The organism is Pseudohalioglobus sediminis (assembly GCF_008370495.1).
Lineage (GTDB): Bacteria > Pseudomonadota > Gammaproteobacteria > Pseudomonadales > Halieaceae > Halioglobus.
Map to the genome: position 1 here is coordinate 205,340 of NZ_VTUX01000010.1, position 24,041 is coordinate 229,380.

The 24,041-nt window shown below is 57.0% G+C and carries 34 protein-coding genes; 7 read left to right on the forward strand and 27 right to left on the reverse strand.

What is annotated here, in order from left to right; translation table 11 throughout:
- Nucleotides 1-95 precede the first annotated feature (95 nt).
- Nucleotides 96-2,939, forward strand: a complete 2,844-nt coding sequence (gene uvrA, locus F0M18_RS18505) for an excinuclease ABC subunit UvrA (protein ID WP_149612948.1) — start codon at nucleotides 96-98, stop codon at nucleotides 2,937-2,939.
- 40 nt (nucleotides 2,940-2,979) lie between these two features.
- Here uvrA and F0M18_RS18510 read toward each other — a convergent pair whose 3' ends face one another.
- Nucleotides 2,980-3,216: a DUF6316 family protein gene (locus F0M18_RS18510; protein ID WP_149612949.1), complete on the reverse strand. Its 237-nt coding sequence runs from the start codon at nucleotides 3,214-3,216 to the stop codon at nucleotides 2,980-2,982.
- A 396-nt stretch (nucleotides 3,217-3,612) separates the two neighbouring features.
- Here F0M18_RS18510 and F0M18_RS18515 point away from each other — a divergent pair, with 396 nt between their 5' ends.
- The 6 genes from F0M18_RS18515 to F0M18_RS18540 all read left to right on the forward strand — a co-directional run bounded on the left by F0M18_RS18515 (nucleotide 3,613) and on the right by F0M18_RS18540 (nucleotide 10,860).
- Nucleotides 3,613-4,215, forward strand: coding sequence for a GspH/FimT family pseudopilin (locus F0M18_RS18515; protein ID WP_149613019.1), 603 nt, complete (start codon nucleotides 3,613-3,615; stop codon nucleotides 4,213-4,215).
- Nucleotides 4,202-4,840 (forward strand): type IV pilus modification protein PilV, encoded by a 639-nt coding sequence (pilV, locus tag F0M18_RS18520; protein WP_188109810.1) that lies wholly within the window; start codon nucleotides 4,202-4,204, stop codon nucleotides 4,838-4,840. The genes F0M18_RS18515 and pilV overlap by 14 nt, the downstream gene beginning before the upstream one ends.
- Before the next feature lie 5 nt (nucleotides 4,841-4,845).
- Nucleotides 4,846-5,856: a PilW family protein gene (locus F0M18_RS18525; RefSeq protein ID WP_188109811.1), complete on the forward strand. Its 1,011-nt coding sequence runs from the start codon at nucleotides 4,846-4,848 to the stop codon at nucleotides 5,854-5,856.
- Nucleotides 5,856-6,359: a pilus assembly PilX family protein gene (locus F0M18_RS18530; RefSeq protein WP_188109812.1), complete on the forward strand. Its 504-nt coding sequence runs from the start codon at nucleotides 5,856-5,858 to the stop codon at nucleotides 6,357-6,359. Before F0M18_RS18525 ends, F0M18_RS18530 begins: the two co-directional genes overlap by 1 nt.
- Nucleotides 6,360-6,420: 61 nt before the next feature.
- Complete coding sequence (locus tag F0M18_RS18535; RefSeq protein WP_149612952.1) at nucleotides 6,421-10,404, forward strand: pilus assembly protein; 3,984 nt, start codon at nucleotides 6,421-6,423, stop codon at nucleotides 10,402-10,404.
- The gene (locus F0M18_RS18540; protein ID WP_149612953.1) at nucleotides 10,405-10,860 is read left to right on the forward strand and encodes a type IV pilin protein; all 456 of its coding nucleotides are present in this window, start codon (nucleotides 10,405-10,407) and stop codon (nucleotides 10,858-10,860) included.
- Nucleotides 10,861-11,293: 433 nt separating this feature from the next.
- On the opposite strand, the gene rplQ is transcribed toward F0M18_RS18540, so the two are convergent.
- From rplQ to rplD, 26 genes are all read right to left on the reverse strand, one after another.
- Nucleotides 11,294-11,680, reverse strand: coding sequence for a 50S ribosomal protein L17 (gene rplQ, locus F0M18_RS18550; protein WP_149612955.1), 387 nt, complete (start codon nucleotides 11,678-11,680; stop codon nucleotides 11,294-11,296).
- Between the two features lie 60 nt (nucleotides 11,681-11,740).
- Complete coding sequence (locus tag F0M18_RS18555; RefSeq protein ID WP_149612956.1) at nucleotides 11,741-12,745, reverse strand: DNA-directed RNA polymerase subunit alpha; 1,005 nt, start codon at nucleotides 12,743-12,745, stop codon at nucleotides 11,741-11,743.
- A gap of 36 nt (nucleotides 12,746-12,781) precedes the next feature.
- On the reverse strand, nucleotides 12,782-13,402 hold the full coding sequence (gene rpsD / locus F0M18_RS18560) for a 30S ribosomal protein S4 (RefSeq protein ID WP_149612957.1): 621 nt from the start codon (nucleotides 13,400-13,402) through the stop codon (nucleotides 12,782-12,784).
- 21 nt (nucleotides 13,403-13,423) lie between these two features.
- The gene (gene rpsK / locus F0M18_RS18565) at nucleotides 13,424-13,816 is read right to left on the reverse strand and encodes a 30S ribosomal protein S11 (RefSeq protein WP_149612958.1); all 393 of its coding nucleotides are present in this window, start codon (nucleotides 13,814-13,816) and stop codon (nucleotides 13,424-13,426) included.
- A 106-nt stretch (nucleotides 13,817-13,922) separates the two neighbouring features.
- The gene (gene rpsM / locus F0M18_RS18570) at nucleotides 13,923-14,279 is read right to left on the reverse strand and encodes a 30S ribosomal protein S13 (RefSeq protein ID WP_149612959.1); all 357 of its coding nucleotides are present in this window, start codon (nucleotides 14,277-14,279) and stop codon (nucleotides 13,923-13,925) included.
- Between the two features lie 148 nt (nucleotides 14,280-14,427).
- The gene (gene rpmJ / locus F0M18_RS18575; RefSeq protein WP_075998814.1) at nucleotides 14,428-14,544 is read right to left on the reverse strand and encodes a 50S ribosomal protein L36; all 117 of its coding nucleotides are present in this window, start codon (nucleotides 14,542-14,544) and stop codon (nucleotides 14,428-14,430) included.
- A gap of 27 nt (nucleotides 14,545-14,571) precedes the next feature.
- Nucleotides 14,572-15,900 (reverse strand): preprotein translocase subunit SecY, encoded by a 1,329-nt coding sequence (gene secY, locus F0M18_RS18580; RefSeq protein ID WP_149612960.1) that lies wholly within the window; start codon nucleotides 15,898-15,900, stop codon nucleotides 14,572-14,574.
- On the reverse strand, nucleotides 15,901-16,335 hold the full coding sequence (gene rplO / locus F0M18_RS18585; RefSeq protein WP_149613021.1) for a 50S ribosomal protein L15: 435 nt from the start codon (nucleotides 16,333-16,335) through the stop codon (nucleotides 15,901-15,903).
- Between the two features lie 15 nt (nucleotides 16,336-16,350).
- Nucleotides 16,351-16,533: a 50S ribosomal protein L30 gene (rpmD, locus tag F0M18_RS18590; protein WP_149612961.1), complete on the reverse strand. Its 183-nt coding sequence runs from the start codon at nucleotides 16,531-16,533 to the stop codon at nucleotides 16,351-16,353.
- 18 nt (nucleotides 16,534-16,551) lie between these two features.
- Nucleotides 16,552-17,067 carry a 30S ribosomal protein S5 gene (rpsE, locus tag F0M18_RS18595; protein ID WP_149612962.1) on the reverse strand — a complete coding sequence of 172 codons (516 nt, stop codon included), beginning with the start codon at nucleotides 17,065-17,067 and terminating at the stop codon, nucleotides 16,552-16,554.
- Nucleotides 17,068-17,078: 11 nt separating this feature from the next.
- Nucleotides 17,079-17,429 (reverse strand): 50S ribosomal protein L18, encoded by a 351-nt coding sequence (gene rplR, locus F0M18_RS18600; protein ID WP_149612963.1) that lies wholly within the window; start codon nucleotides 17,427-17,429, stop codon nucleotides 17,079-17,081.
- 13 nt (nucleotides 17,430-17,442) lie between these two features.
- The gene (gene rplF / locus F0M18_RS18605; RefSeq protein WP_149612964.1) at nucleotides 17,443-17,967 is read right to left on the reverse strand and encodes a 50S ribosomal protein L6; all 525 of its coding nucleotides are present in this window, start codon (nucleotides 17,965-17,967) and stop codon (nucleotides 17,443-17,445) included.
- 25 nt (nucleotides 17,968-17,992) lie between these two features.
- Complete coding sequence (gene rpsH, locus F0M18_RS18610) at nucleotides 17,993-18,388, reverse strand: 30S ribosomal protein S8 (RefSeq protein ID WP_149612965.1); 396 nt, start codon at nucleotides 18,386-18,388, stop codon at nucleotides 17,993-17,995.
- A 15-nt stretch (nucleotides 18,389-18,403) separates the two neighbouring features.
- Complete coding sequence (rpsN, locus tag F0M18_RS18615; RefSeq protein WP_149612966.1) at nucleotides 18,404-18,709, reverse strand: 30S ribosomal protein S14; 306 nt, start codon at nucleotides 18,707-18,709, stop codon at nucleotides 18,404-18,406.
- Between the two features lie 13 nt (nucleotides 18,710-18,722).
- Nucleotides 18,723-19,262, reverse strand: coding sequence for a 50S ribosomal protein L5 (gene rplE / locus F0M18_RS18620; protein ID WP_149612967.1), 540 nt, complete (start codon nucleotides 19,260-19,262; stop codon nucleotides 18,723-18,725).
- A 27-nt stretch (nucleotides 19,263-19,289) separates the two neighbouring features.
- The gene (rplX, locus tag F0M18_RS18625; protein WP_149612968.1) at nucleotides 19,290-19,601 is read right to left on the reverse strand and encodes a 50S ribosomal protein L24; all 312 of its coding nucleotides are present in this window, start codon (nucleotides 19,599-19,601) and stop codon (nucleotides 19,290-19,292) included.
- A 22-nt stretch (nucleotides 19,602-19,623) separates the two neighbouring features.
- Complete coding sequence (rplN, locus tag F0M18_RS18630) at nucleotides 19,624-19,992, reverse strand: 50S ribosomal protein L14 (protein WP_116366756.1); 369 nt, start codon at nucleotides 19,990-19,992, stop codon at nucleotides 19,624-19,626.
- 43 nt (nucleotides 19,993-20,035) lie between these two features.
- The gene (gene rpsQ, locus F0M18_RS18635; protein ID WP_149612969.1) at nucleotides 20,036-20,302 is read right to left on the reverse strand and encodes a 30S ribosomal protein S17; all 267 of its coding nucleotides are present in this window, start codon (nucleotides 20,300-20,302) and stop codon (nucleotides 20,036-20,038) included.
- Between the two features lie 2 nt (nucleotides 20,303-20,304).
- Nucleotides 20,305-20,496, reverse strand: a complete 192-nt coding sequence (rpmC, locus tag F0M18_RS18640; RefSeq protein ID WP_149612970.1) for a 50S ribosomal protein L29 — start codon at nucleotides 20,494-20,496, stop codon at nucleotides 20,305-20,307.
- Complete coding sequence (rplP, locus tag F0M18_RS18645) at nucleotides 20,496-20,909, reverse strand: 50S ribosomal protein L16 (protein ID WP_066055370.1); 414 nt, start codon at nucleotides 20,907-20,909, stop codon at nucleotides 20,496-20,498. Before rplP ends, rpmC begins: the two co-directional genes overlap by 1 nt.
- An 11-nt stretch (nucleotides 20,910-20,920) precedes the next feature.
- The gene (gene rpsC / locus F0M18_RS18650; protein ID WP_149612971.1) at nucleotides 20,921-21,592 is read right to left on the reverse strand and encodes a 30S ribosomal protein S3; all 672 of its coding nucleotides are present in this window, start codon (nucleotides 21,590-21,592) and stop codon (nucleotides 20,921-20,923) included.
- A gap of 19 nt (nucleotides 21,593-21,611) precedes the next feature.
- Nucleotides 21,612-21,950: a 50S ribosomal protein L22 gene (rplV, locus tag F0M18_RS18655; RefSeq protein ID WP_149612972.1), complete on the reverse strand. Its 339-nt coding sequence runs from the start codon at nucleotides 21,948-21,950 to the stop codon at nucleotides 21,612-21,614.
- Nucleotides 21,951-21,974: 24 nt separating this feature from the next.
- The gene (gene rpsS / locus F0M18_RS18660; RefSeq protein ID WP_116366768.1) at nucleotides 21,975-22,250 is read right to left on the reverse strand and encodes a 30S ribosomal protein S19; all 276 of its coding nucleotides are present in this window, start codon (nucleotides 22,248-22,250) and stop codon (nucleotides 21,975-21,977) included.
- 33 nt (nucleotides 22,251-22,283) lie between these two features.
- Nucleotides 22,284-23,111, reverse strand: a complete 828-nt coding sequence (gene rplB, locus F0M18_RS18665) for a 50S ribosomal protein L2 (RefSeq protein ID WP_149612973.1) — start codon at nucleotides 23,109-23,111, stop codon at nucleotides 22,284-22,286.
- Nucleotides 23,112-23,125: 14 nt separating this feature from the next.
- Nucleotides 23,126-23,422: a 50S ribosomal protein L23 gene (gene rplW / locus F0M18_RS18670; RefSeq protein WP_149612974.1), complete on the reverse strand. Its 297-nt coding sequence runs from the start codon at nucleotides 23,420-23,422 to the stop codon at nucleotides 23,126-23,128.
- Nucleotides 23,419-24,036 (reverse strand): 50S ribosomal protein L4, encoded by a 618-nt coding sequence (gene rplD, locus F0M18_RS18675; protein ID WP_149612975.1) that lies wholly within the window; start codon nucleotides 24,034-24,036, stop codon nucleotides 23,419-23,421. Before rplD ends, rplW begins: the two co-directional genes overlap by 4 nt.
- Nucleotides 24,037-24,041 lie beyond the last annotated feature (5 nt).

Here is a 24,041-nt window from a genome sequence, read left to right on the forward strand (position 1 = left end):
CCCGCGTGCACGGGTGAGGTCCGTTTCTCTTTGCATGGCGTAATAGTGAAGGCATATACTTTCCTGTTTCGGCAAATTTGCGGTAATTACTGTTAATGGACACCATCCAAGTTCGCGGTGCACGCACCCACAACCTGAAAGACATCGATCTTGATATTCCCCGCGACAAGCTGGTGGTTATTACCGGTCTATCCGGGTCAGGCAAGTCCTCCCTCGCCTTCGATACGCTCTACGCGGAAGGGCAACGGCGCTATGTGGAATCCCTGTCCACCTATGCCCGCCAGTTCCTGTCGATGATGGAAAAGCCGGACATGGACCACATCGAGGGCCTGTCACCGGCTATTTCCATCGAACAGAAGTCGACATCACACAACCCGCGCTCCACGGTAGGCACCATCACCGAAATCTACGATTACCTGCGCCTGCTGTTCGCGCGCGTGGGCGAACCACGCTGCCCGGATCACGGCCTCAACCTGCAAGCGCAGACCGTTAGCCAGATGGTCGACACCGTGCTGGCGCTGCCGCAGGGCAGCAAATTGATGCTGCTTGCGCCCGTGGTCCGGGGCCGCAAGGGCGAGCACCTGCATGTCTTCGAAGAACTGCGAGCCGCCGGCTTCGTGCGGGCGCGCATCAACGGCATCGTGACTGACCTCGACGACACCCCCCAGTTGGAGAAAAACAAAAAGCACCGCATCGAAGTGGTCGTGGATCGGTTCAAGGTTCGCGACGACCTTGGCTTGCGACTGGCCGAGTCCTTTGAGACGGCACTGGGTTTGACCGAGGGTCTGGCCTCGATCAGTTACATGGACGGCGACGGTGAAGACATGGCTTTTTCCGCTCGCTTCGCCTGCCCGGAATGCGGCCACAGCATCGATGAGCTGGAACCCCGGCTGTTCTCTTTCAACAATCCCGCCGGCGCCTGTGGCAGCTGCGACGGACTAGGCGTGAAGCAGTATTTTGACGCCGAACGCATCGTGCTCGACGCCGATGCCAGCCTGGCAGAGGGAGCCATCCGCGGCTGGGACCGTCGCAACGTCTACTACTTCCATATGCTGACCTCGCTCGCCGACCACTACGGCTTTGATATCGATACCCCCTTCGCGGAACTGAGCAAGAAGCACCAGAAGATCATCCTGCACGGCAGCGGCAAGCAGGAAATAGCTTTCGCCTACATTAACGACCGCGGCGATGTATTCAAACGCACGCATCCTTTCGAGGGCATCATTCCCAACATGGAGCGGCGCTATCGCGATACCGATTCACAATCCGTGCGCGAAGACCTGGCAAAATTCCTGGCCACGCAGCCCTGCCCGGATTGCCATGGCACGCGCCTGCGCCGCGACGCACGCCACGTATACGTCGACGAACTCACCCTGCCACAGGTCACCGACATGTCGGTTGGGGATGCTGAGTCCTACTTCAACAAGCTGAAACTGGACGGCCGCAAGGGCGAAATCGCGGACAAAATTCTCAAGGAATTGCGCGCACGCTACCGCTTCCTGGTGGATGTGGGGCTGAATTACCTGACCCTGAATCGCAGCGCGGAGACACTTTCCGGCGGTGAAGCACAGCGTATCCGCCTGGCCTCGCAGATTGGCGCCGGCCTCGTGGGCGTGATGTATATCCTCGATGAGCCATCTATCGGCCTGCACCAGCGGGACAACGAGCGCCTGCTGAACACGCTCACCCACCTCCGGGACCTGGGCAATACGGTACTCGTCGTGGAGCACGACGAAGACGCCATCCGCACCGCCGATCACATTATCGATATCGGCCCCGGCGCAGGCGTACACGGTGGCCGCGTGGTCGCCGAGGGCACGATGCAAGCCATCGTGGAGAACAAACAATCCCTGACCGGCGACTACCTCTCTGGGCGCCGCAAGATTGAAGTACCGGCCAAGCGCACGCCCGTTAACCCGGACAAACTGATTGTGCTCAGCGGTGCACGCGGCAACAACCTCCAGAAGGTCTCACTGGAAATTCCGGTAGGCCTGTTGACCTGCATAACCGGGGTCTCCGGTTCCGGTAAGTCCACGCTGATCAACAGCACGCTGTACCCTATTGCCGCGACAGAACTGAATGGCGCGACCACCCTGACCCCGGCTGCCCACGACGGGGTAAGCGGCATGGAACACATCGACAAGTGCATCGATATCGACCAGAGCCCCATCGGTCGCACGCCCCGCTCCAACCCGGCTACCTATACCGGCATCTTCACACCGGTGCGCGAACTGTTTGCCGGGACCCAGGAGGCGCGCTCGCGCGGCTATAAGCCCGGGCGCTTCAGCTTCAACGTCAAGGGTGGCAGGTGCGAAGCCTGCCAGGGTGATGGCGTGACCAAGGTGGAGATGCATTTCCTCCCGGATATCTATGTGCCCTGTGATGTGTGCAAGGGCAAGCGTTATAACCGCGAGACCCTGGAGATACGTTACAAGGGCAAAAACATCAATGAAGTGCTGGAGATGACTGTAGAGGATGCGCTGGCGTTCTTTGAGCCGGTGCCGGCCATCGCCCGCAAGTTGCAGACGCTCATGGATGTAGGACTGTCCTATATCAGGCTCGGTCAGGCCGCCACCACCCTGTCGGGTGGGGAGGCGCAACGCGTGAAACTGTCACGGGAATTGTCCAAGCGTGATACGGGCAAGACGCTGTATATTCTTGACGAACCCACCACCGGTCTGCATTTTGAGGACATCAAGCAGCTGCTTGAGGTATTGCATCGCTTGCGCGACCACGGCAATACCGTGGTCATCATCGAACACAACCTCGATGTGATCAAGACAGCAGACTGGATCGTGGACCTTGGCCCGGAAGGGGGTTCGGGGGGCGGGCGCATTATCGCCCATGGCACGCCCGAGGACGTGGCCAGGCAGAAAGGCTCGTTTACCGGTAAGTTCCTGGGCCCTATGCTCGGCAAAAAGCGCCGACGCGCTGCCTGAAGTATGAAGCGCTGCCCAGGGACGGGCGACGCAGACAGGGTCAATCCTTGGGCATCAGGCTCCAATCGGCTTCGCCCTCTTCGATCACACCGAGCAGGCCGGAATGCATCGCCTTGACGTAAGACTCAGCCCGTTGCGCAGCCTGTAAACGGTCGTCGAAAGGGCCTTCCATAGTGCCTTCACGGGTATGGAAATACCACTTGCCCTCGTGCTGGAAAAAACGATCCGCGCGAAACCAGGTACGCTGATTTGGGTCACTGTAACGCTTTCCGTTCATCGCCTCGCTGTTTCCTTCTGTACACATGCGCCGAACTTACACTGGTGGCCCATTGCCACAAGTTCATGGGCGGATTCTAGTGCCTTTTACACAAGTGGGCACGCCGCTATCCCAGAAACGTGGACCGCGTCACGTTTTATCCTTGCCCCGACCCTGCCCGGTTGCAGGACCAGAGAAATAACCCCGCAACACACTGCGACAGGGAATTCGCGATCGCCGGGGGTATCGGCGCAGCTAACCTGCGGGAACACTGTGACATAGTTCTCACTTGGTAGCCCCATGCAACCGTTTATCCCACCTGCGATCCGCTTATCGGCCAGAGCATTGCTCGTCGCCCGGTCATACATACACTAAGCATGGGGAAAAAAGATAAAGAGCGAAAACTTGGAATCAACAATGAAAATACGCCAGCAGGGGCGAGCACACTCCGCAAAGACTTTCGGCCGTGGCTTCACCATGGTGGAGTTGATGGTGGTCATAGCCGTGCTGGGTGCGATAATGGTGCTAGCCGTTCCCGCCTACCAGACACTGATCCTCAATAATCGTATGCTCACTGAGGTCTACGCGCTGCGGGCGACCCTGAGCAACGCCCGCTCCGAGGCCATGGCCAGGCGCGCCCCCGTGGTGGTTTGCCCAACCCTGAACGGGGAAACCTGCGAGGACACCAACAACTGGCTGCCCGGGTATATGAGCTTTGTCGATACCAATGGCGACACCGCACCCGACCCCAATGACCCCGATGAGGAAGTATTCCAGTTCGAACCGCGCCAGGTGCAGTCGGACATTCTCTTTGACAACGCCGCCAACCTGGTCCGGTTCACGCCGCGTGGCACCGCCCTTGGCTCCCAGGGCACCTTCACTTTCTGCGATGACCGGGGTGCCACCGAGGCTCGCGCCCTGATCCTGAATCCGGTTGGTTCCGTGCGCGGTGCCGAAGACACGGATTCGCCCGAAGATGGCATAGTCAACGATGCTGGAGGTACCAATGTCGGCTGTTAACTCACGCGCACCGGTGCCTATGACCCGGCAGCGCGGCGTCACGCTAATCGAGGCCCTTATAGCCGGCATTGTCCTGGCCATCGGTATACTTGGGGTCGTCAGCCTGCTGGCACTGTCCAAGGTATCCCAGCATGAAACCATCCAGCGTACGCGGGCGATTTCCCTGGCTGACGACATCCTGGAACGCATTCGACGCAACCCGGCCGGCATAACCGCTTACCAGACCGGCACCACAGGCTTCGAAAATCCATTAGGCAATGGCAGCATTACCGATGAACCGGACCCGGACTGCAGCACAGCCACCTGCACCCCGGCACAGCTGGCGGCCCATGATCGCTGGGCCTGGGAAAGGCTTCTGGACGGTGCCTCGGTCACCGTGACCGATGGCGGGACCACCACCAGCACCACTCGCATACGCGGTCTGCGCGGATGCATTGCATTTGCTGCCGATGCCGGCAAAACCAATACCGGCGTGGTCAGCGTGGTGTTGCAGTGGCAGGGATTACGCGATACGGCGGATGCCGTGCCCACCGGAAACGTCTGTGGCGGCGACGCTGCCGGCACCGATCCCACCCGCCGACAGGTGGTTATTGACACCTACCTTATCGATGAGACGGAGCTATGACGAGCATGCAACGACAGTCCACTGCCAGTCGCGGCTTTTCCCTGGTTGAGTTCATGGTGGCCATGGTGCTGGGCCTGATTATTATTGGCGGCGCCGTGTCGGTATATCTCGCATCCAAACGTTCACTGACCGAGGTCGAGCAGGTCGCGGCCGTCTCCGAGAACGGGCGCTTCGCATTGCAGGTGCTGAATTACGCCGCCAAGCATATTGGTTTCTACGGCAGCGCCCTGCCCGCCGACATACGCCTGGACGGCTCTCTGGGCGCAGTTGGCCTGAACTGTACGGGCAATGCCGACGCCTACGACACGGATAACTCCTTTTTCGCAGTGCGCGCCACCGGGCCAACTGTCCTCGGGTGCATCACCGACGCCATGCCGAATACAGATGTGCTGGTGATCAAGGGCGTGGTCCCCAGCCCTCTGTACGATGCCAACCCGGACGATCCCAACGCACCCCGCGACGGCACCATTTCCTTCCCCACGGGGCTCGACAGCGAAACTGCCTACGTGATCTCCAATAGTGAGCGCGGCATCATCCTCGATGGAGCCGACACCGCGCCGGACGTGCGCGAGGGCAATGAGTTCGCCCTGGGTGTTGCCTGGCCTTACCGGATGCAGATTTTTTACGTGCGCAACAACCCCACCGGCCCTACCCTGAGCCGCAAGGTGCTGGCATGGGATACCGGTACCGCGTCAATGACGGTACAGAACGAGGACCTGGTACAGGGTGTGGAGAACATGCGCTTCCTGTTTGGTTTCGACAGCAATGCGGATGGTGATGTGGACACCATCGACGATCTCGAGGCGGTAACGACTGCCGGTCGCTGGGACAGCGTCACATCCATGCAGGCCTTTGTCCTGCTGCGCAGTGACAATGCGGACCCCGCCTACACCAATGAAAAAACCTACAGCCTGGGCGATGTCACGGTCACCCCGGGGGACGACGTTCGCAGAGTACTGCTACACACTGAGATCACGCTGCGCAATCCGCGGCTGGTATTGCGAGGAGGTGCATAGTGCAAACCATCAGCACATCAACAGAGGGGCAAAGCGGGGTTGCACTGGTAACCAGCCTGCTGTTTTTGCTGGTCGTGACCATTATCAGCATCACCGCCGCCAACAACAGCTCACTGGGGCTGAAGATGTCTGCCAACATGCAGGACTCCTACCAGTCGTTTCAGGCGGCAGAAGCCGGCATCTACGCCACTCTGGGCCTGGCGGGGACAACCAACGACCCCTTCCTGCGCCAGCCGGTGATCGATGACCCCTTCGCCAGTGTCACCCAGCACCCCCTGCGCAGGATGGCAGCGGATCCGAACGACGTGCCTATCAACGTGGATGTCTTCCTGATTTCAATTGAGCGCGCCTGTCCACGGCCACCCTCAGCGAGCGGTGGCACCAGCATCGGCCTGCTGGACTGCGATTACTATCGCATCGAATCAGAACACGACCTGCCAGGTAAGGCCCGCACCCGGGTGGAACTGGGTGTGGTCAAGACGGTGATTGGCAACAATGGCTAAACAAACAGTAACAACTCAACGCAGCGCCCAATCAGGGCAAGAAGTTGTGGAGGATAGTTCCATGTTCTACCGGATTTCTCGATCAGTAGCGGGTGTCGGACTGGCGGCATTCTGCCTGCTGGCAACAACATCTGTACCTCTTTCGGCGGACGATACCGAGATCTATCAGTCTGAATATAATGCCGCGACCGGCTCGCGGCCGAAGGTGCTGATTGTATTCGATGATTCGGGCAGTATGCGCGGCACCATCGACCAGCAGCGTCCGACCTACGATCCCTCTGCGACCTACCAGAATAGCGTGAGCGCCGGTCGGATCTACTGGTCCACGGACGGCACGGTTCCCGATACGGACAGCAACAATTATTTCACCGCCAGCCAGAACCGCTGCGCGTCTTCCTATGACAGCCTTGACGATGCCGGGCGCTTTACGCCGGAAAGGGCGCGGCGCTGGGTGAACTCCTCCATTCAACAAGGGCAGTGCACCAGTGCCTGCCCCGCAGGCACAACCTATCGTAATCCCGCCGGGCCGAACAATGCAGGGTGCTATCAGGAGGTCACTGTTCAGGCGCCGGCAGCAAAGCTGGTATACAGCCGCGACGACTGGAGTGGCAACAACTGCTATGACGGTCTCACGTATGTCGACCCGCCCGGGGGCAATAATGATGCATGCTACGAATGGGTAACCAGTTCCGACCCGGTCACTGGCTGGGTGTATCGCCAGAACGATAACAGCAACAACTGCCCCAGTGGGCTGACCAGGCTGGTTGTAGACCCCCCCGGTGGCAACAACCGCTATGACGCCTGTTTTGAAGAGGTTAGCGAACCGGTTTTTACCGAGTCTACCGAGTGGCAGTATTCCGGGCCGCGCGTGGAAACCTGCGAGCCGGATACCACCATACCCGGCAGCTGGCAGTCACTCACAAGTTCCGTGCAGGATCCACCTCACGTGGAGTGCCTGGATGATGTAAACAATTCCAACACCGGAAACGGCAGCGGCCAGGGTGCGGGCTTCCCGCAGGCCAATGCAACCGACGGCAACGAATATGGATCATCTATAGACGGCAGCCTGGACTGGGGTAATACCGCCTATACCTTCTATACCTCACACTATATGGACTGGTGGCACGATGATTCCCTGGTGGCGCCGCGATCGAAGATTGACATCGCGGCCGACGTCATCGGCACCATCATTGATACCAATACCAGTATCGATTTCGGCCTGCTGGAGTTTAACCGCAGCCAGGGCGGCCGTGTCACCCAGCGCATTATCCAGGACATGACCGCGGCCGACCGCAGCAACCTCATTGACCTGGTGAACGACCTGGAACCGGCTGGCGTGACACCGTTGTGTGAGTCGACCTATGAGGCCTATCTTTACCTTTCCGGCCAGGCGCCCAAGTACTCCAGCCAGGCGTCATGGAACACTACCAGCAACGGTTGGTACCACGATGAAGCGGCAGTGGACACGACAGCCATCAGTGGTGGCAGCTATGTATCGCCCAACACCGACTGTGCCTATACCTATATCATCGTAATGACGGATGGCCAGCCCAACCGAGACGAAGACGCCAATACGGACATCAAGAACCTGTCCGGTGTCACCCCCACCGGTAGCGGAGGGCGATGCTCCATCTACCCAGACGATGACGGCAACACCAATCTCTCGTGGTCTTATGTGGACTCATCGGGTGTGACCAGAAGCGGCACCAATGGCGGCGAAAACTGCATGCCGGAACTCGCCGAGTACATGGCCACCAATGACCTTGACGGCGATACTACCAACGGCGACCAGTTCGGCATCACCTATACCATTGGTTTCGCGACCGACCAGCAATTGCTGCAGGATACCGCAGACAAGGGCAAGGGCGAATACTATACCGCAGACAACGCAGCGGAACTCACCGAGGCGTTCCAGGGTGCCCTGGTCAGCATTCTCTCCAGAGACACCACATTTACCTCACCTGCGGTGGCGGTGGATACCTTCACCCGGACCCAGAGCCGCGATGAAGTCTTCTACGCCATGTTCAAGCCCGGCGAAAGTGTTGACTGGGTGGGCAACATCAAGAAACTGCGCCTGAATGTCGAGAACGGCAACGCCACCTTGGTAGATGCCAACGGCGCGGCCGCGGTAGACACCGATACCGGTGATATCAAGTCCACGGCGGTGACCTTCTGGAATACCGTAGAGGATGGCGGCACCGTTGAAAAAGGTGGTGTTGGCGCACTGCTGGCCGCCCGCAATCCGAGCACCCGGTCGCTTTATATCGATACCGGCACCAACGGAGCGCTGGAAGCGTTCAATAACACCAATATCGATGCCGCTGCACTGGGCGCAATCAGCGACGCGGCCCTGTACAACCTCTTCGGCGCGTCCACTGCCGGCGCATTCAACCAGCAGATTGCCTGGGCACAGGGTTACGACGCCTACGACCGTGACGGGGACAGCATCACCAACGAACCGCGCAACTGGATACTGGGCGACATCCTGCACAGCCAGCCACTGGTGCTGAACTACGGTGCACGTGGTTCCTATACCTATGACGATCCGGACCTCCGCATTCTGGTGGGCAGCAATTCGGGCTGGGTGCACATGTTCAACAACAGCGACGGACAGGAAAGCTGGGGCTTCTTCCCGAAAGAGCTGGTGACCATTCTGCCACAGCGACGCAGGAACGCCGTCTCCAGCGACCACGTCTATGGAATGGACCTGACTCCGGTGTCCTACACCTTTGACGCCAACGCGGATGGCACACTTGACTACACTGCGGGCGACAAGGCCTGGGCCTACTTCGGCATGCGCCGCGGCGGCCACTCCTATTACGCCCTGAATGTCTCCAACCCCGACAGCCCTTCTTTCATGTGGCGCATCGGGAAGGACGTCAGCGGTTTCGAGGAGATGGGACAGACCTGGTCTGAACCCGTGGTGACGCGCATACCTGGCTACGTGGACAGCGATGGTGTTGCCAAACCTGTGCTGATCTTCGGCGCCGGTTACGATACCAACAAGGATGCCTCGGGCGTCGGCACTGCCGACAGTGAAGGCCGCGGGGTATTTATTGTCGACGCCGAGACCGGCGCACTGGTGTGGAGCATCACCCCCGCCGCGGACAGCGCCACCAACATGTCCGAGTCGGACCTGGTGCATTCCGTCCCGGGAGACGTAACGGTGCTCGACAGTAATGGGGATGACCTGGTCGACAGGATCTACTTCGGCGATACCGGCGGCAACCTCTGGCGTGTTGATATGCCGGGCAACACCCTGCCCACATCAAGCCAGGACACCTGGTTTATCAGCAAGCTGGGCGACTTCAATGGCAGCACCACGCAAACGGATCGCCGCTTCTTCAATGCACCTGATGTCGTGCGCATCCGCTTTGAAGGCGAGGCCGTCGATGCCGTGGTCATTGGTACCGGTGATCGCACCAACCCCAATGCCACTGATGTCGACAACAGCCTGTATATGATTCGCGACCAGGGAACGGTGCCCTACTCCACTGCCGCGCCAAGCAGCACGGATTGTTCAGATCCCGACTTTGAGGATTTCCGCTGTGGCCAACCTTTCTCGGAGACCGATCTGTATGACATCACCGACAACGTGTTGACCAACGGTACGGACACGGAGAAGGCGACTGCCCTCGAAGCGCTGAAAGCAGCCAATGGCTGGCGTCTCGATCTGGTCAGCGCCGGTGAGAAGAGCCTGGCCAAGACCCTGACCATTAACGGGCGGGTGTTCGCAGCGACCTTTACCCCCTCAAACCTGCTCAACGACATCAATGTCTGCGAGCCACAGGCTGGCACGGGGCAACTCTACGTCATTGACCTGTACGAGGGTGATCGCAGCACCATTAACCTGGGCGGCATCATCCCCGACACCCCCTCGGTGCACTTCGGTGACGACGGGCAGATTCGCGTGCTGTTGCCCCCGGGCACCCCGGCGACCAGTGTTGACCAACCCGGCGAGGTGGACTGCAGCGGCGGTGTCTGTGACGTCAACGAGTTCCTGCGAGCCCCCTACGGCAACTACTGGTTCCAGGAGGAGTACTAAGTGAAACCACCAATCAATAACCGGGGTAATTACGGGACGGCCTACTCGGCCCGTGGCTTCACCCTGATGGAAGTCATGATCGTGGTTGTGATTGTCGGCATCCTGCTGGCGGTTGCCTTGCCGGGCTACCAGAACAGCCTGCAAAAGGGCCGCAGGGCCGAGGCCAAAGCTGCATTGCTGGATGCCGCCAACCGGCAGGAGCAGCGCATGCTCGACCGAGGAACCTACACCGCCAACCTGGCCGAGCTTGGCCTGCCCGTCCCCTTCATATCCGAAGAGGGGCACTATACGATCACTGCAGCGGATTGCGGAGATGGGCTTGATCGCTGTTATATTCTAACGGCCACACCAAGGTCCAACTCGGCTCAATCGAAAGATTCACGTTGCACCACGTTTACCCTGGATTCCACCGGCGCCAAAAACGCGACTGGATCCGACAGCGACAATTGCTGGTAGAAGAATCAACAAGAGGATGCGCTTATGTTGAAATTACGATATCCTGTGCTGGCATTACTCTGCTGTGCATGCGCCAGCGGCGCTATGGCCGAGCGTGAGTGGCCCGAACACAAGTTTGAATGCCAGGTTGTGACCGCAAGTGGCGCAGCCGGCCACGTAGCGATACAAACCCACTCAAGACAGCTCGCGCAGAAAAATGTAGTCGGCCTGCAGGCCATTACCAACAGGAATCGAGCAGAGAAAGCCGTGTCGGTCGTTCAGTGTATTGAACGCGCAAAGGGTGAGAACTTTTCCGATAGTGGTTTCGCTTTCTGGTTGACCACCCTCGAGGAGTAGAAGCCGCTGGCAGCCTGCTAACCAGGCGCCGGATTTTCAGCCACACACAAAAAAGCCGGGGCATGCCCGGCTTTTTCTTACCTGAATACGAGGAATCTTAATCCTCGTCGTCATAGGCCTCTACCTGCGGACGATCAACCAGCTCCACATAAGCCATGGGCGCTTTGTCGCCAGCACGGTAGCCACACTTGAGAATGCGGATATAACCACCGGGACGCGCCTGGTAGCGAGGGCCCAGCTCATTGAATAGCTTACCAACAGCTTCCTTGTTGCGCACACGATCGAAAGCCAGGCGGCGGTTCGCCACACTGTCTTTCTTCGCCAGGGTGATGAGCGGCTCAGCGTAGCTGCGCAGTTCCTTCGCCTTGGGCAGGGTTGTCTTGATCAGTTCGTGCTCAACCAGTGAGATGGTCATGTTACGGAACATGGCCTTACGGTGAGAACTGTTGCGGTTCAGTTGACGTCCACTATGACGATGACGCATTTTTCCAATCCTATTCTAAGGGTGCTATCTCAGCACTGCTATCTGGTCGACCCGGGGTGCTTAAGCGCTCAATACCCGGTCATCGTTTTTCAGGCTGGCCGGCGGCCAGTTGTCCAGGCGCATACCCAGGGACAACCCACGCGATGCCAGGACATCCTTGATTTCTGTCAGCGACTTTTTGCCCAGGTTTGGAGTCTTCAGCAGCTCCACCTCTGTGCGTTGCACAAGGTCGCCTATGTAGTAAATGTTCTCCGCCTTCAGGCAGTTGGCTGAACGAACAGTCAGTTCCAGATCGTCCACCGGGCGCAGCAGAATCGGATCTACTTCATCCTCTTCCTCGACCGACTCGGATTCGGATTCAGACTCCAGGTCCACAAATACTGCCAACTGCTGCTGCAGAATAGTAGCGGCGCGACGGATCGCCTCTTCCGGGTCGATGGTGCCGTTCGTTTCAAGATCCAGAACCAGCTTGTCGAGGTCTGTGCGCTGCTCAACACGGGCTGCTTCAACCACATAGGACACGCGATGTACCGGAGAGAAGGTCGCATCGAGCTGCAAACGGCCGATGGAACGGGTCTCTTCTTCAGGGTTTTCCCGTGAATCGGCGGGAGAATAGCCACGACCGCGAGCAATCGTCAGCTTCATGTTGATTTCGCTATCACCGTTCAGATGACAAATCACATGTTCGGGATTACGAATCTCGATATCGTGGTCAACCTGGATGTCCGCAGCCGTAACCGCTCCTGGGCCCTTCTTGGTGAGAGTCAGTTCGGCTTCATCCTTGCCGTTCATCACCAGGGCGACGCCCTTCAGGTTCAACAATATTTCAATGACGTCTTCCTGCACACCCTCTATTGCACTGTACTCGTGCAGCACGCCATCAATCTCTACTTCAGTGATGGCACAGCCGGGCATTGAAGACAGCAGGATACGACGCAGGGCGTTGCCCAGAGTGTGGCCAAATCCACGCTCAAGGGGTTCCAGGGTAACCTGGGCGCGCGTTGCGTTCTTCTCATCAACATTGATGACGCGCGGGGTCAAAAATTCGTTCACTGCACTCTGCATTCGGGGCACCTTTATGTAGGTTAGTCCTAAAGTGGATTACTTGGAGTAAAGCTCAACGATCAGGTTCTCGTTGATCTCTGACGAGAGATCCTGACGCTCGGGAACAGCCTTGAACGTTCCTTCCATCTTCTCAGCGTTCACTTCAATCCACTCGGGTTCGCCACGCTGGGCGGCCAGTGCAAGGGCAGACTGCACACGCAGTTGCTTCTTGGCCTTTTCGCGCAGAGACACTACATCCCCTGCCTTCACCTGGTATGACGGGATGTTTACAACCTGTCCGTTCACCAGAATTGCCTTGTGTGATACCAGCTGGCGTGATTCTGAGCGTGTGGCGCCGAAGCCCATACGGTAAACCACGTTATCCAGGCGGGATTCCAGCAATTGCAGCAGGTTTTCGCCGGTAGCGCCCTTCAGGCGAGCAGCTTCCTTGTAGTAGTTGCGGAATTGCTTTTCCAATACACCGTAAATCCGACGCACTTTCTGCTTCTCACGCAGCTGCACTCCATAGTCGGAGAGACGACCGCGGCGGGCGCCATGCTGGCCGGGGGCCGCTTCGGGTTTACACTTACTTTCCAGCGCACGTACACCGCTCTTGAGAAAGAGGTCGGTTCCTTCGCGACGGGAGAGTTTGCACTTGGGTCCTATATATCGAGCCATGTCTAGTTCTTCCTCTCAGCCTTATACGCGACGTTTCTTGGGCGGGCGACAACCGTTATGGGGAATCGGCGTCACGTCAGTAATGTTACTGATCTTGTAGCCACAAGCGTTCAGCGCACGCACGGCAGATTCACGACCCGGTCCGGGTCCTTTCACCTGCACGTCAAGATTCTTAAGGCCATATTCCTTGGCCGCTTCACCGGCACGCTCAGCCGCAACCTGTGCAGCAAACGGGGTGCTCTTGCGCGAGCCCCGGAAACCGGATCCACCAGCTGTTGCCCAGCTCAGGGTGTTGCCCTGACGGTCAGTGATCGTGATGATGGTGTTGTTAAAAGACGCATGCACGTGAGCAATGCCATCAACAACAGTCTTGGAGATTTTCTTACGAGTGCTCTTGGCACCTGGCTTAGCCATAGTTTGCTTCCTACTTTAATATCAACACTGCACTCCGGTGCAGCTACACTAAATCGGATTCGCTGTAACCAGTCGAGGCGGCAATCGTCGCCGCCGGACCCGGTACTTACTTGCGAATCGGCTTGCGCGGTCCCTTTCGGGTACGCGCATTGGTCTTGGTCCGCTGGCCGCGCAGAGGCAAGCCACGACGGTGGCGCAGGCCGCGGTTGCAGCCCAGGTCCATCAGACGCTTGATATTCATCGAGACTTCGCGGCGCAGATCGCCTTCCACAGCCATCTCAGCCACTTTTCCACGCAGAGCGTCCATCTGCTCTTCTGACAACTCGCCAATCTTGGCGTTTTCAGCGACGCCGGTTGCAGCACACAGCTGTTTGGCTGTGGTGCGACCTACTCCGAAAATGTATGTCAGTGAGATAACAGCATGCTTGTTATCAGGTATGTTGACCCCGGCAATACGAGCCATTCAACTTTCTCCAATTAATCTCTTCGCTCTGCACCACTTTCCGCAAGCCCCTGATTTTCTGAGGATTTCACATTCAATCCTGAGGGGCGGCGCGAAAGGCGCGGCATTTTAGCGATATCGTTACTAAAAATCAACCGTGCCCTGGCTATTAACCCTGGCGCTGCTTGTGGCGCGGATCTGTATTGCAGATCACCCGCACAACGCCCTTACGGCGTACAACTTTACAGTTGCGGCAGATCTTCTTTACTGATGCACGTACTTTCATCGTTACTTCTCCGTTACTGCAAACCGCTTATCGAACGCGGCCGCTACCACCATAGTTTTTCAAATTGGCCTTCTTCATCACCGAATCGTACTGGTGCGACATCAGGTGGCTTTGCACCTGGGCCATAAAATCCATCACCACAACAACCACGATCAACAGTGATGTGCCGCCGAGATAGAACGGCACGTTCGCAGTCACCACGAGGAACTGCGGGATCAGGCAGACAATGGCGATGTATGCCGATCCAAATACCGTAAGCCTGGTCAACACGCCATCTATATAGTTGGCAGTTTGCTGGCCAGGGCGAATACCTGGTACGAACGCGCCTGAGCGCTTCAGGTTGTCAGCGACTTCCTGCGGGTTAAACATCAACGCCGTGTAAAAGAAGCAGAAAAACACAATAAACACGGTAAACAGTAAAATGTTCAGGGGTTGCCCGGGGCCAATCGCCACCGCAAGATCCTGTAACCAGTCAGCGCCGCCACTGCTTCCGAACCACTGTGCTATCGAGGCCGGGAAAAGCAGGATGCTGCTGGCGAAAATCGCCGGTATTACACCCGCCATGTTTACTTTCAAGGGCAGATGCGAGCTCTGCGCCTGATACATCTTCCTGCCCTGCTGTCGCTTGGCATAGTTGACCGTAATGCGCCGCTGGCCTCGCTCGATAAAGACGATGGCAAAAATCATCACAATCGCAAAGGCAAGTATCGCCAACAGGAACAGGATGTTGAGTTCACCCTGCCTGGCCTGCTCAAGCGACTGCCCAACCGCGGCCGGCAGCCCGGCAACAATACCTGCAAATATCAGCAGGGAGATACCGTTGCCGACGCCCTTCTCGGTAATCTGCTCACCCAGCCACATCATGAATACGGCGCCGGTGACCAGGGAAGTAATGGCGATCACGTAGAACAGTATCGACGTGTCGTAACTCATTCCCTGGTTCGCCATGCCCACGGTCATGCCCGTAGCCTGTATGATAGCCAATACAACTGTCAGGTAGCGCGTATACTGACTGATCTTGCGTCGGCCGGATTCGCCCTCCTTCTTCAACTGCTCCAACTGCGGCGTCACGGCCGACATCAACTGCATGATGATCGATGCAGAGATGTAAGGCATGATGCCCAGCGCCAGGATACTCATACGCTCCAGCGCACCGCCCGAAAACATATTCGCCAGACCAAGAATCGTGCCCTGGTTCTGGTTAAACAATGCCTGCAGCTGGTTGGGATCTATTCCCGGTACCGGTATATGTGTACCGATCCGATAAACAATAATCGCCAGCAAAACAAAACGAAGGCGAGCAAAGAGCTCGCCCAGGCCTGCTTTGTTTACCGAAGGAAGCTGTCCTTGAGCCATTTAGTCCTCGACTTTCCCGCCGGCCTGCTCGATTGCTTCACGAGCGCCTTTGGTGACCTTCAAGCCTTTCAAGGTAACTGGCTTGGTCACTTCCCCGGAAAGGAAAACGCGGGCACGCGTGACATCCTGCTTCACCAGGTCAGCATTCTTCAGCGCATCCAGGTCAATCACATCACCCTCTACCGCGTTCAGCTCCGCCAGACGAATCTGCGCAGTAGTACGCGCAATACGGGAGGTAAAGCCATACTTTGGCAGGCGCTTTTGCAGGGGCATCTGACCGCCCTCAAAACCCGGCCGGACTTTGCCACCGGAACGAGACTTCTGGCCTTTATGGCCACGCCCGGCTGTCTTGCCGTGACCGGAGCCGATTCCACGGCCAACGCGCTTGCTATCTTTCCTCGCGCCCGGTGCAGGGCTCAGGCTGTTCAATCGCATTACATCAGACATTGTTTAGTCCTCAACCCGTACCAGGAAATTAACTTTGTTGATCATGCCGCGAACGGAAGGCGTATCTTCCACTTCCACGGTGTGACCAATACGACGCAGACCGAGGCCGGCAACGCACGCCTTGTGATTCCTGAGGCGACCGTTGGTGCTCTTGATCTGGGTAACTTTGATCATTGCTTTTGCCATGACGAATCAACCCAATACTTAGTTCAAAATTTCTTCGACGGTCTTGCCACGCTTGGCGGCGACGTCGTCGGGTGCAGCCATGTCACGCAGGCCGTTGAAGGTGGCACGAACCACGTTCACCGGATTGGTGGATCCATAGCACTTGGCCAGTACGTTGTGCACACCAGCAATTTCGAGCACGGCGCGCATCGCGCCACCGGCAATGACACCGGTACCTTCAGATGCAGGCTGCATGTACACCTTGGAGGCGCCATGGCTGGCCTTGACCGGATACTGGATAGTGCCGTTATTCAGCTCGACCTGGATCATGTTGCGCCTGGCCGCTTCCATTGCCTTCTGGATGGCGACTGGCACTTCGCGGGCCTTGCCGCGGCCAAAACCGACCTTGCCGTTACCATCGCCTACTACAGTCAGCGCGGTGAAACCGAAAATGCGGCCACCCTTGACCACCTTGGCAACACGGTTGACCTGGACCAGCTTCTCCTGGAGATCGCCTTCCGATTGCTGCTGTTTTTTCTGCTCGTTAAAAGCCATATCTCGTACCTTTAGAATTCCAGTCCGCTTTCGCGCGCAGCTTCAGCCAGCGCCTTCACACGTCCGTGATACTTGTAACCGCCACGATCGAAAGACACTTTCTCGATACCTGCATCCTTGGCACGCTTGGCAACCAGCTTGCCTACCTCTGCCGCGGCATCGATATTGCCAGTCGCACTCTTGCGCAAATCCGCATCCAGGGTGGAAGCAGACGCCAACACCTTGTCGCCTTCCGGCGCGATGATCTGGGCATAGATGTGCCGAGGTGTACGGTGCACGCTAAGGCGGTTTACGCCCAATGTCCGCATGCGGGCACGCGCGCGACGTGCGCGGCGCAGCCTTGAATCATTCTTTGCACTCATCTCTTATACCTGCTTACTTCTTCTTGGCTTCTTTACGACGGACATACTCGTCGGCGTAGCGAATACCTTTACCTTTGTAGGGCTCCGGCGGACGGAAGCTACGGATGTTGGCAGCAACCTGCCCAACAACCTGCTTATCTATACCCTTTACCACGATCTCGGTCTGCGAAGGCGTCTCGGCCGACACACCTTCGGGCAGTTCATACTCGACGGGGTGAGACAGGCCGACAGTCAGATTAACTTTCTTCCCGGAGACATTGGCACGATAGCCAACGCCGTTGAGAACCAGTTTCTTCTCCCAGCCTTCGCTGACGCCTTTGACCATGTTGGCAAGTAACGCGCGAGTCGTTCCGGCGATTGCCTTGGACTGCTCATCAAATGCAATGATCAACGCGTTGTCATCCTGGTTGACCTGTATGCCTTCCGCCAGAGAAAGCGCCAGGGTACCTTTGCTGCCCTTGACAGAGAAATCACGGCCATCGACCTTGACCTCTACGCCACTTGGCAGCTGTACCGGATTATTTGCGACTCTAGACATTGTGAATGCTCTTAAAAAACAATAATTAGAAAACGGTGCAAAGCACTTCGCCGCCAACGCCGGCAGCGCGAGCTGCGCGATCTGTCATCACACCCTTGGAGGTTGAGACAATCGCAACACCGAGGCCACCACGCACAGAAGGCAACTCATCCTTACCGGAGTAGTTACGCAGGCCAGGGCGGCTGATGCGATCTATTTCAGCGATAACGGGCTTGCCGTTGAAGTACTTAAGCTGGATGGCCAAACGCGGCTTCCCTGTTTCGGTGGAAGCGTTGAAATCGGCGATATAGCCTTCTTCCTTCAACACATTGGCAACAGCCGCCTTGAGCTTGGAACCGGGCATCTCTACCTCGGTCTTACCAGCCATCTGGGCGTTGCGAATACGGGTCAGCATATCTGACAGCGGATCTTGCATGCTCATTTCAGTTTCTCTCCGTTACCAGCTGGCCTTGACCAGCCCGGGCACATCACCGCGCATGGCGGCTTCGCGCAATTTGTTGCGGCACAGGCCAAATTTACGATAGACCGCATGGGGACGCCCGGTCACCTGGCAGCGGCGCTGCTGGCGTACGGGGCTGGCGTCGCGCGGCAGCTTCTGCAGTGCGATTTGCGCATCCCACTTCTCTTCATCCGAAGCATTGACGTCAGCCAGGATAGCCTTCAGTGCAGAGCGCTTCTCTGCGTACTTAGCTACCATACGTGCGCGCTTCTTCTCGCGGGCAATCATAGATTTCTTTGCCATGTAATAAAGCCTCTTAACCTTTCAGGGGGAAGTTGAAAGCACGCAACAGTGCGCGTCCTTCATCATCCGTACGGGCAGTCGTAGTAATAGTGATATCCATACCGCGCAGTGCGTCGACCTTGTCGTACTCGATTTCAGGGAAAATGATCTGCTCGGTAACACCCATCGCGAAATTGCCACGGCCATCGAACGACTTGGGGCTTATGCCGCGGAAGTCGCGAATACGCGGGATTGCGATACTGATCAGGCGCTCCAGGAACTCATACATACGGTCCGAACGCAGAGTTACCTTACAGCCAATCGGCCATCCTTCACGCACCTTGAATCCAGCGATGGACTTGCGCGCTTTGGTGACGACGGGTTTTTGACCAGCGATCTTCTCCATATCAGCAACAGCAGCCTCAAGGACTTTCTTGTCGCCGAGCGCTTCACCCACACCCATGTTCAGGGTGATCTTGGTGATGCGAGGAACTTCCATCACATTGTCCAAACCCAGCTCTTCTTTCAGCTGGAGAGCGATTTCGCTCTTGTACTTTTCTTTCAAAGTTGCCATTTCTATTACCTGTTAACCCCGACTGGACTAGCCGATAGCCTCGCCACTGGATTTAAAGATACGAACCTTGGTATCGCCGTCTACCTTGAAGCCCACACGATCACCCTTGCCAGTGGCCGGGTTGAAGATCGCCACGTTGGACGCCTGTATCGGTGCCTCTTTCTCCACAATACCACCGGCCACGCCAGCTTGCGGGTTGGGGCGAGTGTGCTTCTTAATCATGTTAATACCGGAAACAATGATCTTCCCGTTGTCCAGCACCTTGCGGACCTTACCGCGCTTACCCTTGTCCTTGCCGGCAAGGATAATCACTTCGTCGTCGCGTTTGATCTTCAACATTTCCTTTCCTCTCCTTGACCGCTTAGATAACTTCAGGGGCCAGAGAAATAATCTTCATAAACTTTTCGCCACGCAGCTCGCGTGTTACCGGGCCGAAAATCCGGGTACCGATAGGCGCTTCCTGGTTGTTCAGCAATACCGCTGCGTTATCATCGAACTTGATCAATGAACCGTCAGCACGGCGAACGCCTTTCTTGGTGCGCACTACTACAGCAGTCATGACCTGGCCTTTCTTGACCTTGCCACGAGGAATCGCTTCCTTGACGGTCACCTTGATGAGGTCGCCTACACGAGCGTAACGACGCTTGGAACCACCCAGCACCTTGATGCACATCACACGACGGGCGCCGCTGTTGTCTGCGACTTCCAAATAGGACTGTGTCTGAATCATTTCTTACTCCAAACTGCGACAGGAGCCGCATAACTCTCGCTACTTAAACCTGGGTGGCGCTCTCTACGACTTCAACCAGCTTCCAGGTCTTGCTCTTGGAAATCGGACGAGTCTCAGCAACTGTTACCGTGTCACCGATACCGCACTCATTGCTTTCGTCGTGCGCATGTATCTTGGAAGAACGTGTTATGTACTTCCCATAGACGGGATGTTTCACCCTGCGCTCAACCAGAACAGTAATGGTCTTGTCCATCTTGTTGCTGACAACCCTGCCGGTTGCCACACGTGTACGCTTCTCTGCACCTGACATGCTTAGTTACCTGCCTTTTCAGTAAGTACAGTCTTAACGCGTGCGATATCACGCTGGTTCTGCTTGAGCAGATGCGTTTGCCCGAGCTGACCAGTAGACTTTTGCATGCGCAGCTTGAATTGCTCCTCGCGCAGAGTGAGCAACTGCTTGTTCAGGTCCTCCGCGGACTTCTCACGCAATTCGCTAGCTTTCATCACATCACCGACCGTTTAACAAATGTTGTAGCAACTGGAATCTTGGCCGCCGCGAGTTCAAATGCCTCACGTGCCAGCTCCTCGGATACGCCCTGAACTTCATAGAGCACTTTACCCGGCTGAACCTGGGCTACCCAGTATTCAACGTTACCTTTACCTTTACCCTGACGAACTTCCAGGGGCTTGCCTGTAATAGGCTTGTCCGGGAACACACGGATCCAGATCTTGCCGCCACGCTTGATGTGGCGAGTCATGGCGCGACGAGCCGCCTCGATCTGGCGCGCTGTAATGCGGCCACGACCGGTCGCTTTCAAGCCGTATTCGCCGAAGCTTACTTTGCTACCGCGATGGGCCAGGCCACGATTACGACCCTTCTGGGTCTTGCGAAATTTTGTACGCTTTGGTTGAAGCATCTGCGTAACCCTTAATTAGTTGCTGTCTTCTTGGCGCCGTCAGCAGATTCTTCTCCGCCAATCACTTCGCCTTTGAAAATCCACACTTTGACGCCGATGATGCCGTAAGTCGTAGCCGCCTCGTAGGTGGCGTAATCGATATCGGCACGCAGCGTATGCAGCGGCACACGGCCTTCGCGATACCACTCGGTACGCGCGATCTCGGCTCCGCCCAGACGACCACTTACCTGAATCTTGATGCCCTCGGCGCCCTGGCGCATGGCGTTCTGTACAACACGCTTCATGGCGCGACGGAACATCACTCGACGCTCGAGCTGCTGGGCAACGTTCTGGGCTACCAGCTTTGCATCCAGGTCCGGCTTGCGGATTTCTTCGATATTGATGTGTACCGGCACACCCATCTTTTCAGTCAAGGTCTTGCGCAGGGCATCCACGTCTTCACCTTTCTTACCGATCACGATGCCCGGGCGGGCTGTGTGAATGGTAATGCGGGCAGTTTGCGCTGGCCGCTCAATCACAACGCGACTTACCGACGCATGCTCGAGAGCTTTCTCGATGTACCCGCGCACTTCCAGATCAGTTATCAACTGCCTGGAATAGTTTTTGCTGTCCGCATACCAGATAGAGTTATGGTCTTTAACAATACCGAGGCGGATACCGATAGGGTGTACTTTCTGACCCATGTGGTCGTCTCCTGATTCCTTAGCCTTCGCCGTCTGCCACTTTCACAGTGATGTGGCAGGAGCGCTTGAAAATTCGGTCTGCCCGACCCTTGGCACGGGGGCGCAGGCGCTTCATGGTCATTCCTTCATCAACGAAAACGGTGGATACTTTCAGCTCATCCACATCTGCGCCTTCATTGTTTTCAGCGTTGGCGATCGCAGAGTCGAGTACCTTCTTGACAATGTGAGCGGCCTTCTTGTTGCTGAATTCCAGCAGGCTCAGCGCCTCTTCGACAGGCTTGCCGCGGACCTGGTCTGCGACCAGACGGGCTTTCTGCGCAGATATACGCGCGCCTTTCAGTCTTGCTGCAACTTCCATTTCCTAAACCTCTTTACGCAGCGCCTAGCGCTTCGCCTTCTTGTCTACAATATGACCCTTAAAAGTACGAGTTACAGCGAACTCGCCCAGCTTGTGGCCAACCATATCTTCGTTGATCAGTACTGGCACGTGCTGACGACCGTTGTGTACGGCAATGGTCAGACCAACCATGTCAGGCGCTATCATTGAGCGGCGTGACCAGGTCTTGATCGGACGACGGTCGTTGCTTTCAAGCGCGGCTTCGACTTTCTTCATCAGGTGAAGGTCGATAAAAGGACCTTTCTTCAGTGAACGCGGCACAATCTATTCCTCTAGTCTCTAGTCAAACGACCGTTATTTCTTACCACGACGGCGCACGATCAGCTTATCGGTACGCTTGTTCTTGCGTGTCTTGTAACCCTTCGTGGGCGTGCCCCATGGGCTGACCGGGTGACGACCACCCGAAGTACGACCTTCACCACCACCATGGGGGTGATCGACCGGGTTCATGGCCACACCACGGACGGTGGGACGAACACCCCGCCAACGCGCGGCACCGGCTTTACCCAGCTTACGCAGGCTATGCTCCGAGTTGGACACTTCACCCAGGGTAGCGCGGCAGTCAGCCAGCACCTTGCGCATTTCGCCTGAACGCAGGCGCAATGTGGCGTATTGGCCTTCACGTGCCACCAGCTGAACTGATGCCCCGGCTGAACGAGCCAGCTGAGCGCCCTTACCCGGCTTCAACTCAACCGCATGCACGATAGATCCCACCGGAATATTGCGCAGCGGCAGGCAATTACCGGTCTTGATCGGTGCCGAGGCGCCGGATTGCAGGACATCCCCGGCCTTCACACCCTTGGGAGCGATAATGTAGCGGCGCTCACCATCGGAAAAAAGCAACAGCGCGATGTGGGCTGTACGGTTGGGGTCGTACTCCAAACGCTCGACCTTCGCCGGGATGCTGTCTTTAATCCGCTTAAAATCTATGACGCGGTAGTGCTGCTTATGCCCACCACCCACGTGACGGGTCGTGATACGGCCATTGTTGTTACGACCACCGTTGCGGCTCTGCTTCTCCAGCAAAGGCTTGTACGGTGCACCCTTGTGCAGGTCCTCGCCAACAACACGGACGACGTGACGACGACCGGGCGAAGTAGGCTTGCTCTTCAAAATTGCCATTGCTACGTAACTCCTTAGTCAACCGACGCAAAGTCGATATCCTGACCCTGCTCCAGCCGCACATACGCTTTTTTCCAGGTCGGCTTGGTGCTGTAACCAAAACGATTGCGCTTCACCTTACCCTTGACCTTGAGGGTGCGAACGTTATCAACCTTCACCTTGAACAGCTGTTCAACCGACTTCTTGATCTCTGCCTTGGTTGCGTCTACAGCAACCTTGAACACGAACTGGTTGTTCTCATCAGCAACAACCGCCGCCTTCTCAGAAACGTGCGGGCCTACCAGCACTTGAAATACGCGCTCCTGGTTCATGCCAGCATCTCCTCAATCTTCTTGACCGCATCGACAGTCACTACCACCTTGTCGTGAGCGATAAGGCTCACCGGGTCAACGCCGTCTACGTCGCGCACGTCAACCTTGTGCAGATTCCGCGCCGCCAGGTAGAGGTTTTCACCCACTTCCGAAGCAACGATCAACGCGTTGTCCACGCCGTACTCGCTGAGCTGCTTGACCAACAACTTGGTTTTGGGCTCTTCCAAGTCAAGGCTTTCCACGATCATCAGGCGGTCCTGACGAGCGAGCTCCGACATGATCGTGCGCAGGGCCGCGCGATACATCTTGCGATTCACTTTCTGCGAGTGGTCCTGCGGCTGCGCCGCAAAGGTCACACCACCGGAGCGCCAGATAGGCGAACGGATAGTGCCCGCACGGGCACGGCCAGTGCCTTTTTGGCGCCAGGGCTTCTTGCCACCACCAGATACCGCTGCGCGGTTCTTCTGGCCCCGGGTACCCTGGCGGGCTCCTGCGAGATAAGCAGTAACGACCTGGTGTACCAGGTCTTCGTTGTACTCTTTTGCAAACGCAACATCAGAGACGGAAACTTTTCCGCCGTCCGCATTGCCAGGCTTAACAACATTCAGTTCCACGTTAG

Bases quoted from the DNA above. Each gene is read 5' to 3' on its own strand.
- uvrA (WP_149612948.1), top strand. From the start codon at position 96: ATGGACACCATCCAAGTTCGCGGTGCACGCACCCACAACCTGAAAGAC.
- F0M18_RS18510 (WP_149612949.1), bottom strand. From the start codon at position 3,216: ATGAACGGAAAGCGTTACAGTGACCCAAATCAGCGTACCTGGTTTCGC.
- F0M18_RS18515 (WP_149613019.1), top strand. From the start codon at position 3,613: ATGAAAATACGCCAGCAGGGGCGAGCACACTCCGCAAAGACTTTCGGC.
- pilV (WP_188109810.1), top strand. From the start codon at position 4,202: ATGTCGGCTGTTAACTCACGCGCACCGGTGCCTATGACCCGGCAGCGC.
- F0M18_RS18525 (WP_188109811.1), top strand. From the start codon at position 4,846: ATGCAACGACAGTCCACTGCCAGTCGCGGCTTTTCCCTGGTTGAGTTC.
- F0M18_RS18535 (WP_149612952.1), top strand. From the start codon at position 6,421: ATGTTCTACCGGATTTCTCGATCAGTAGCGGGTGTCGGACTGGCGGCA.
- rplQ (WP_149612955.1), bottom strand. From the start codon at position 11,680: ATGCGTCATCGTCATAGTGGACGTCAACTGAACCGCAACAGTTCTCAC.
- F0M18_RS18555 (WP_149612956.1), bottom strand. From the start codon at position 12,745: ATGCAGAGTGCAGTGAACGAATTTTTGACCCCGCGCGTCATCAATGTT.
- rpsD (WP_149612957.1), bottom strand. From the start codon at position 13,402: ATGGCTCGATATATAGGACCCAAGTGCAAACTCTCCCGTCGCGAAGGA.
- rpsK (WP_149612958.1), bottom strand. From the start codon at position 13,816: ATGGCTAAGCCAGGTGCCAAGAGCACTCGTAAGAAAATCTCCAAGACT.
- rpsM (WP_149612959.1), bottom strand. From the start codon at position 14,279: ATGGCTCGTATTGCCGGGGTCAACATACCTGATAACAAGCATGCTGTT.
- rpmJ (WP_075998814.1), bottom strand. From the start codon at position 14,544: ATGAAAGTACGTGCATCAGTAAAGAAGATCTGCCGCAACTGTAAAGTT.
- secY (WP_149612960.1), bottom strand. From the start codon at position 15,900: ATGGCTCAAGGACAGCTTCCTTCGGTAAACAAAGCAGGCCTGGGCGAG.
- rplO (WP_149613021.1), bottom strand. From the start codon at position 16,335: ATGCGATTGAACAGCCTGAGCCCTGCACCGGGCGCGAGGAAAGATAGC.
- rpmD (WP_149612961.1), bottom strand. From the start codon at position 16,533: ATGGCAAAAGCAATGATCAAAGTTACCCAGATCAAGAGCACCAACGGT.
- rpsE (WP_149612962.1), bottom strand. From the start codon at position 17,067: ATGGCTTTTAACGAGCAGAAAAAACAGCAGCAATCGGAAGGCGATCTC.
- rplR (WP_149612963.1), bottom strand. From the start codon at position 17,429: ATGAGTGCAAAGAATGATTCAAGGCTGCGCCGCGCACGTCGCGCGCGT.
- rplF (WP_149612964.1), bottom strand. From the start codon at position 17,967: ATGTCTAGAGTCGCAAATAATCCGGTACAGCTGCCAAGTGGCGTAGAG.
- rpsH (WP_149612965.1), bottom strand. From the start codon at position 18,388: ATGAGCATGCAAGATCCGCTGTCAGATATGCTGACCCGTATTCGCAAC.
- rpsN (WP_149612966.1), bottom strand. From the start codon at position 18,709: ATGGCAAAGAAATCTATGATTGCCCGCGAGAAGAAGCGCGCACGTATG.
- rplE (WP_149612967.1), bottom strand. From the start codon at position 19,262: ATGGCAACTTTGAAAGAAAAGTACAAGAGCGAAATCGCTCTCCAGCTG.
- rplX (WP_149612968.1), bottom strand. From the start codon at position 19,601: ATGTTGAAGATCAAACGCGACGACGAAGTGATTATCCTTGCCGGCAAG.
- rplN (WP_116366756.1), bottom strand. From the start codon at position 19,992: ATGATTCAGACACAGTCCTATTTGGAAGTCGCAGACAACAGCGGCGCC.
- rpsQ (WP_149612969.1), bottom strand. From the start codon at position 20,302: ATGTCAGGTGCAGAGAAGCGTACACGTGTGGCAACCGGCAGGGTTGTC.
- rpmC (WP_149612970.1), bottom strand. From the start codon at position 20,496: ATGAAAGCTAGCGAATTGCGTGAGAAGTCCGCGGAGGACCTGAACAAG.
- rplP (WP_066055370.1), bottom strand. From the start codon at position 20,909: ATGCTTCAACCAAAGCGTACAAAATTTCGCAAGACCCAGAAGGGTCGT.
- rpsC (WP_149612971.1), bottom strand. From the start codon at position 21,592: ATGGGTCAGAAAGTACACCCTATCGGTATCCGCCTCGGTATTGTTAAA.
- rplV (WP_149612972.1), bottom strand. From the start codon at position 21,950: ATGGAAGTTGCAGCAAGACTGAAAGGCGCGCGTATATCTGCGCAGAAA.
- rplB (WP_149612973.1), bottom strand. From the start codon at position 23,111: ATGGCAATTTTGAAGAGCAAGCCTACTTCGCCCGGTCGTCGTCACGTC.
- rplW (WP_149612974.1), bottom strand. From the start codon at position 23,422: ATGAACCAGGAGCGCGTATTTCAAGTGCTGGTAGGCCCGCACGTTTCT.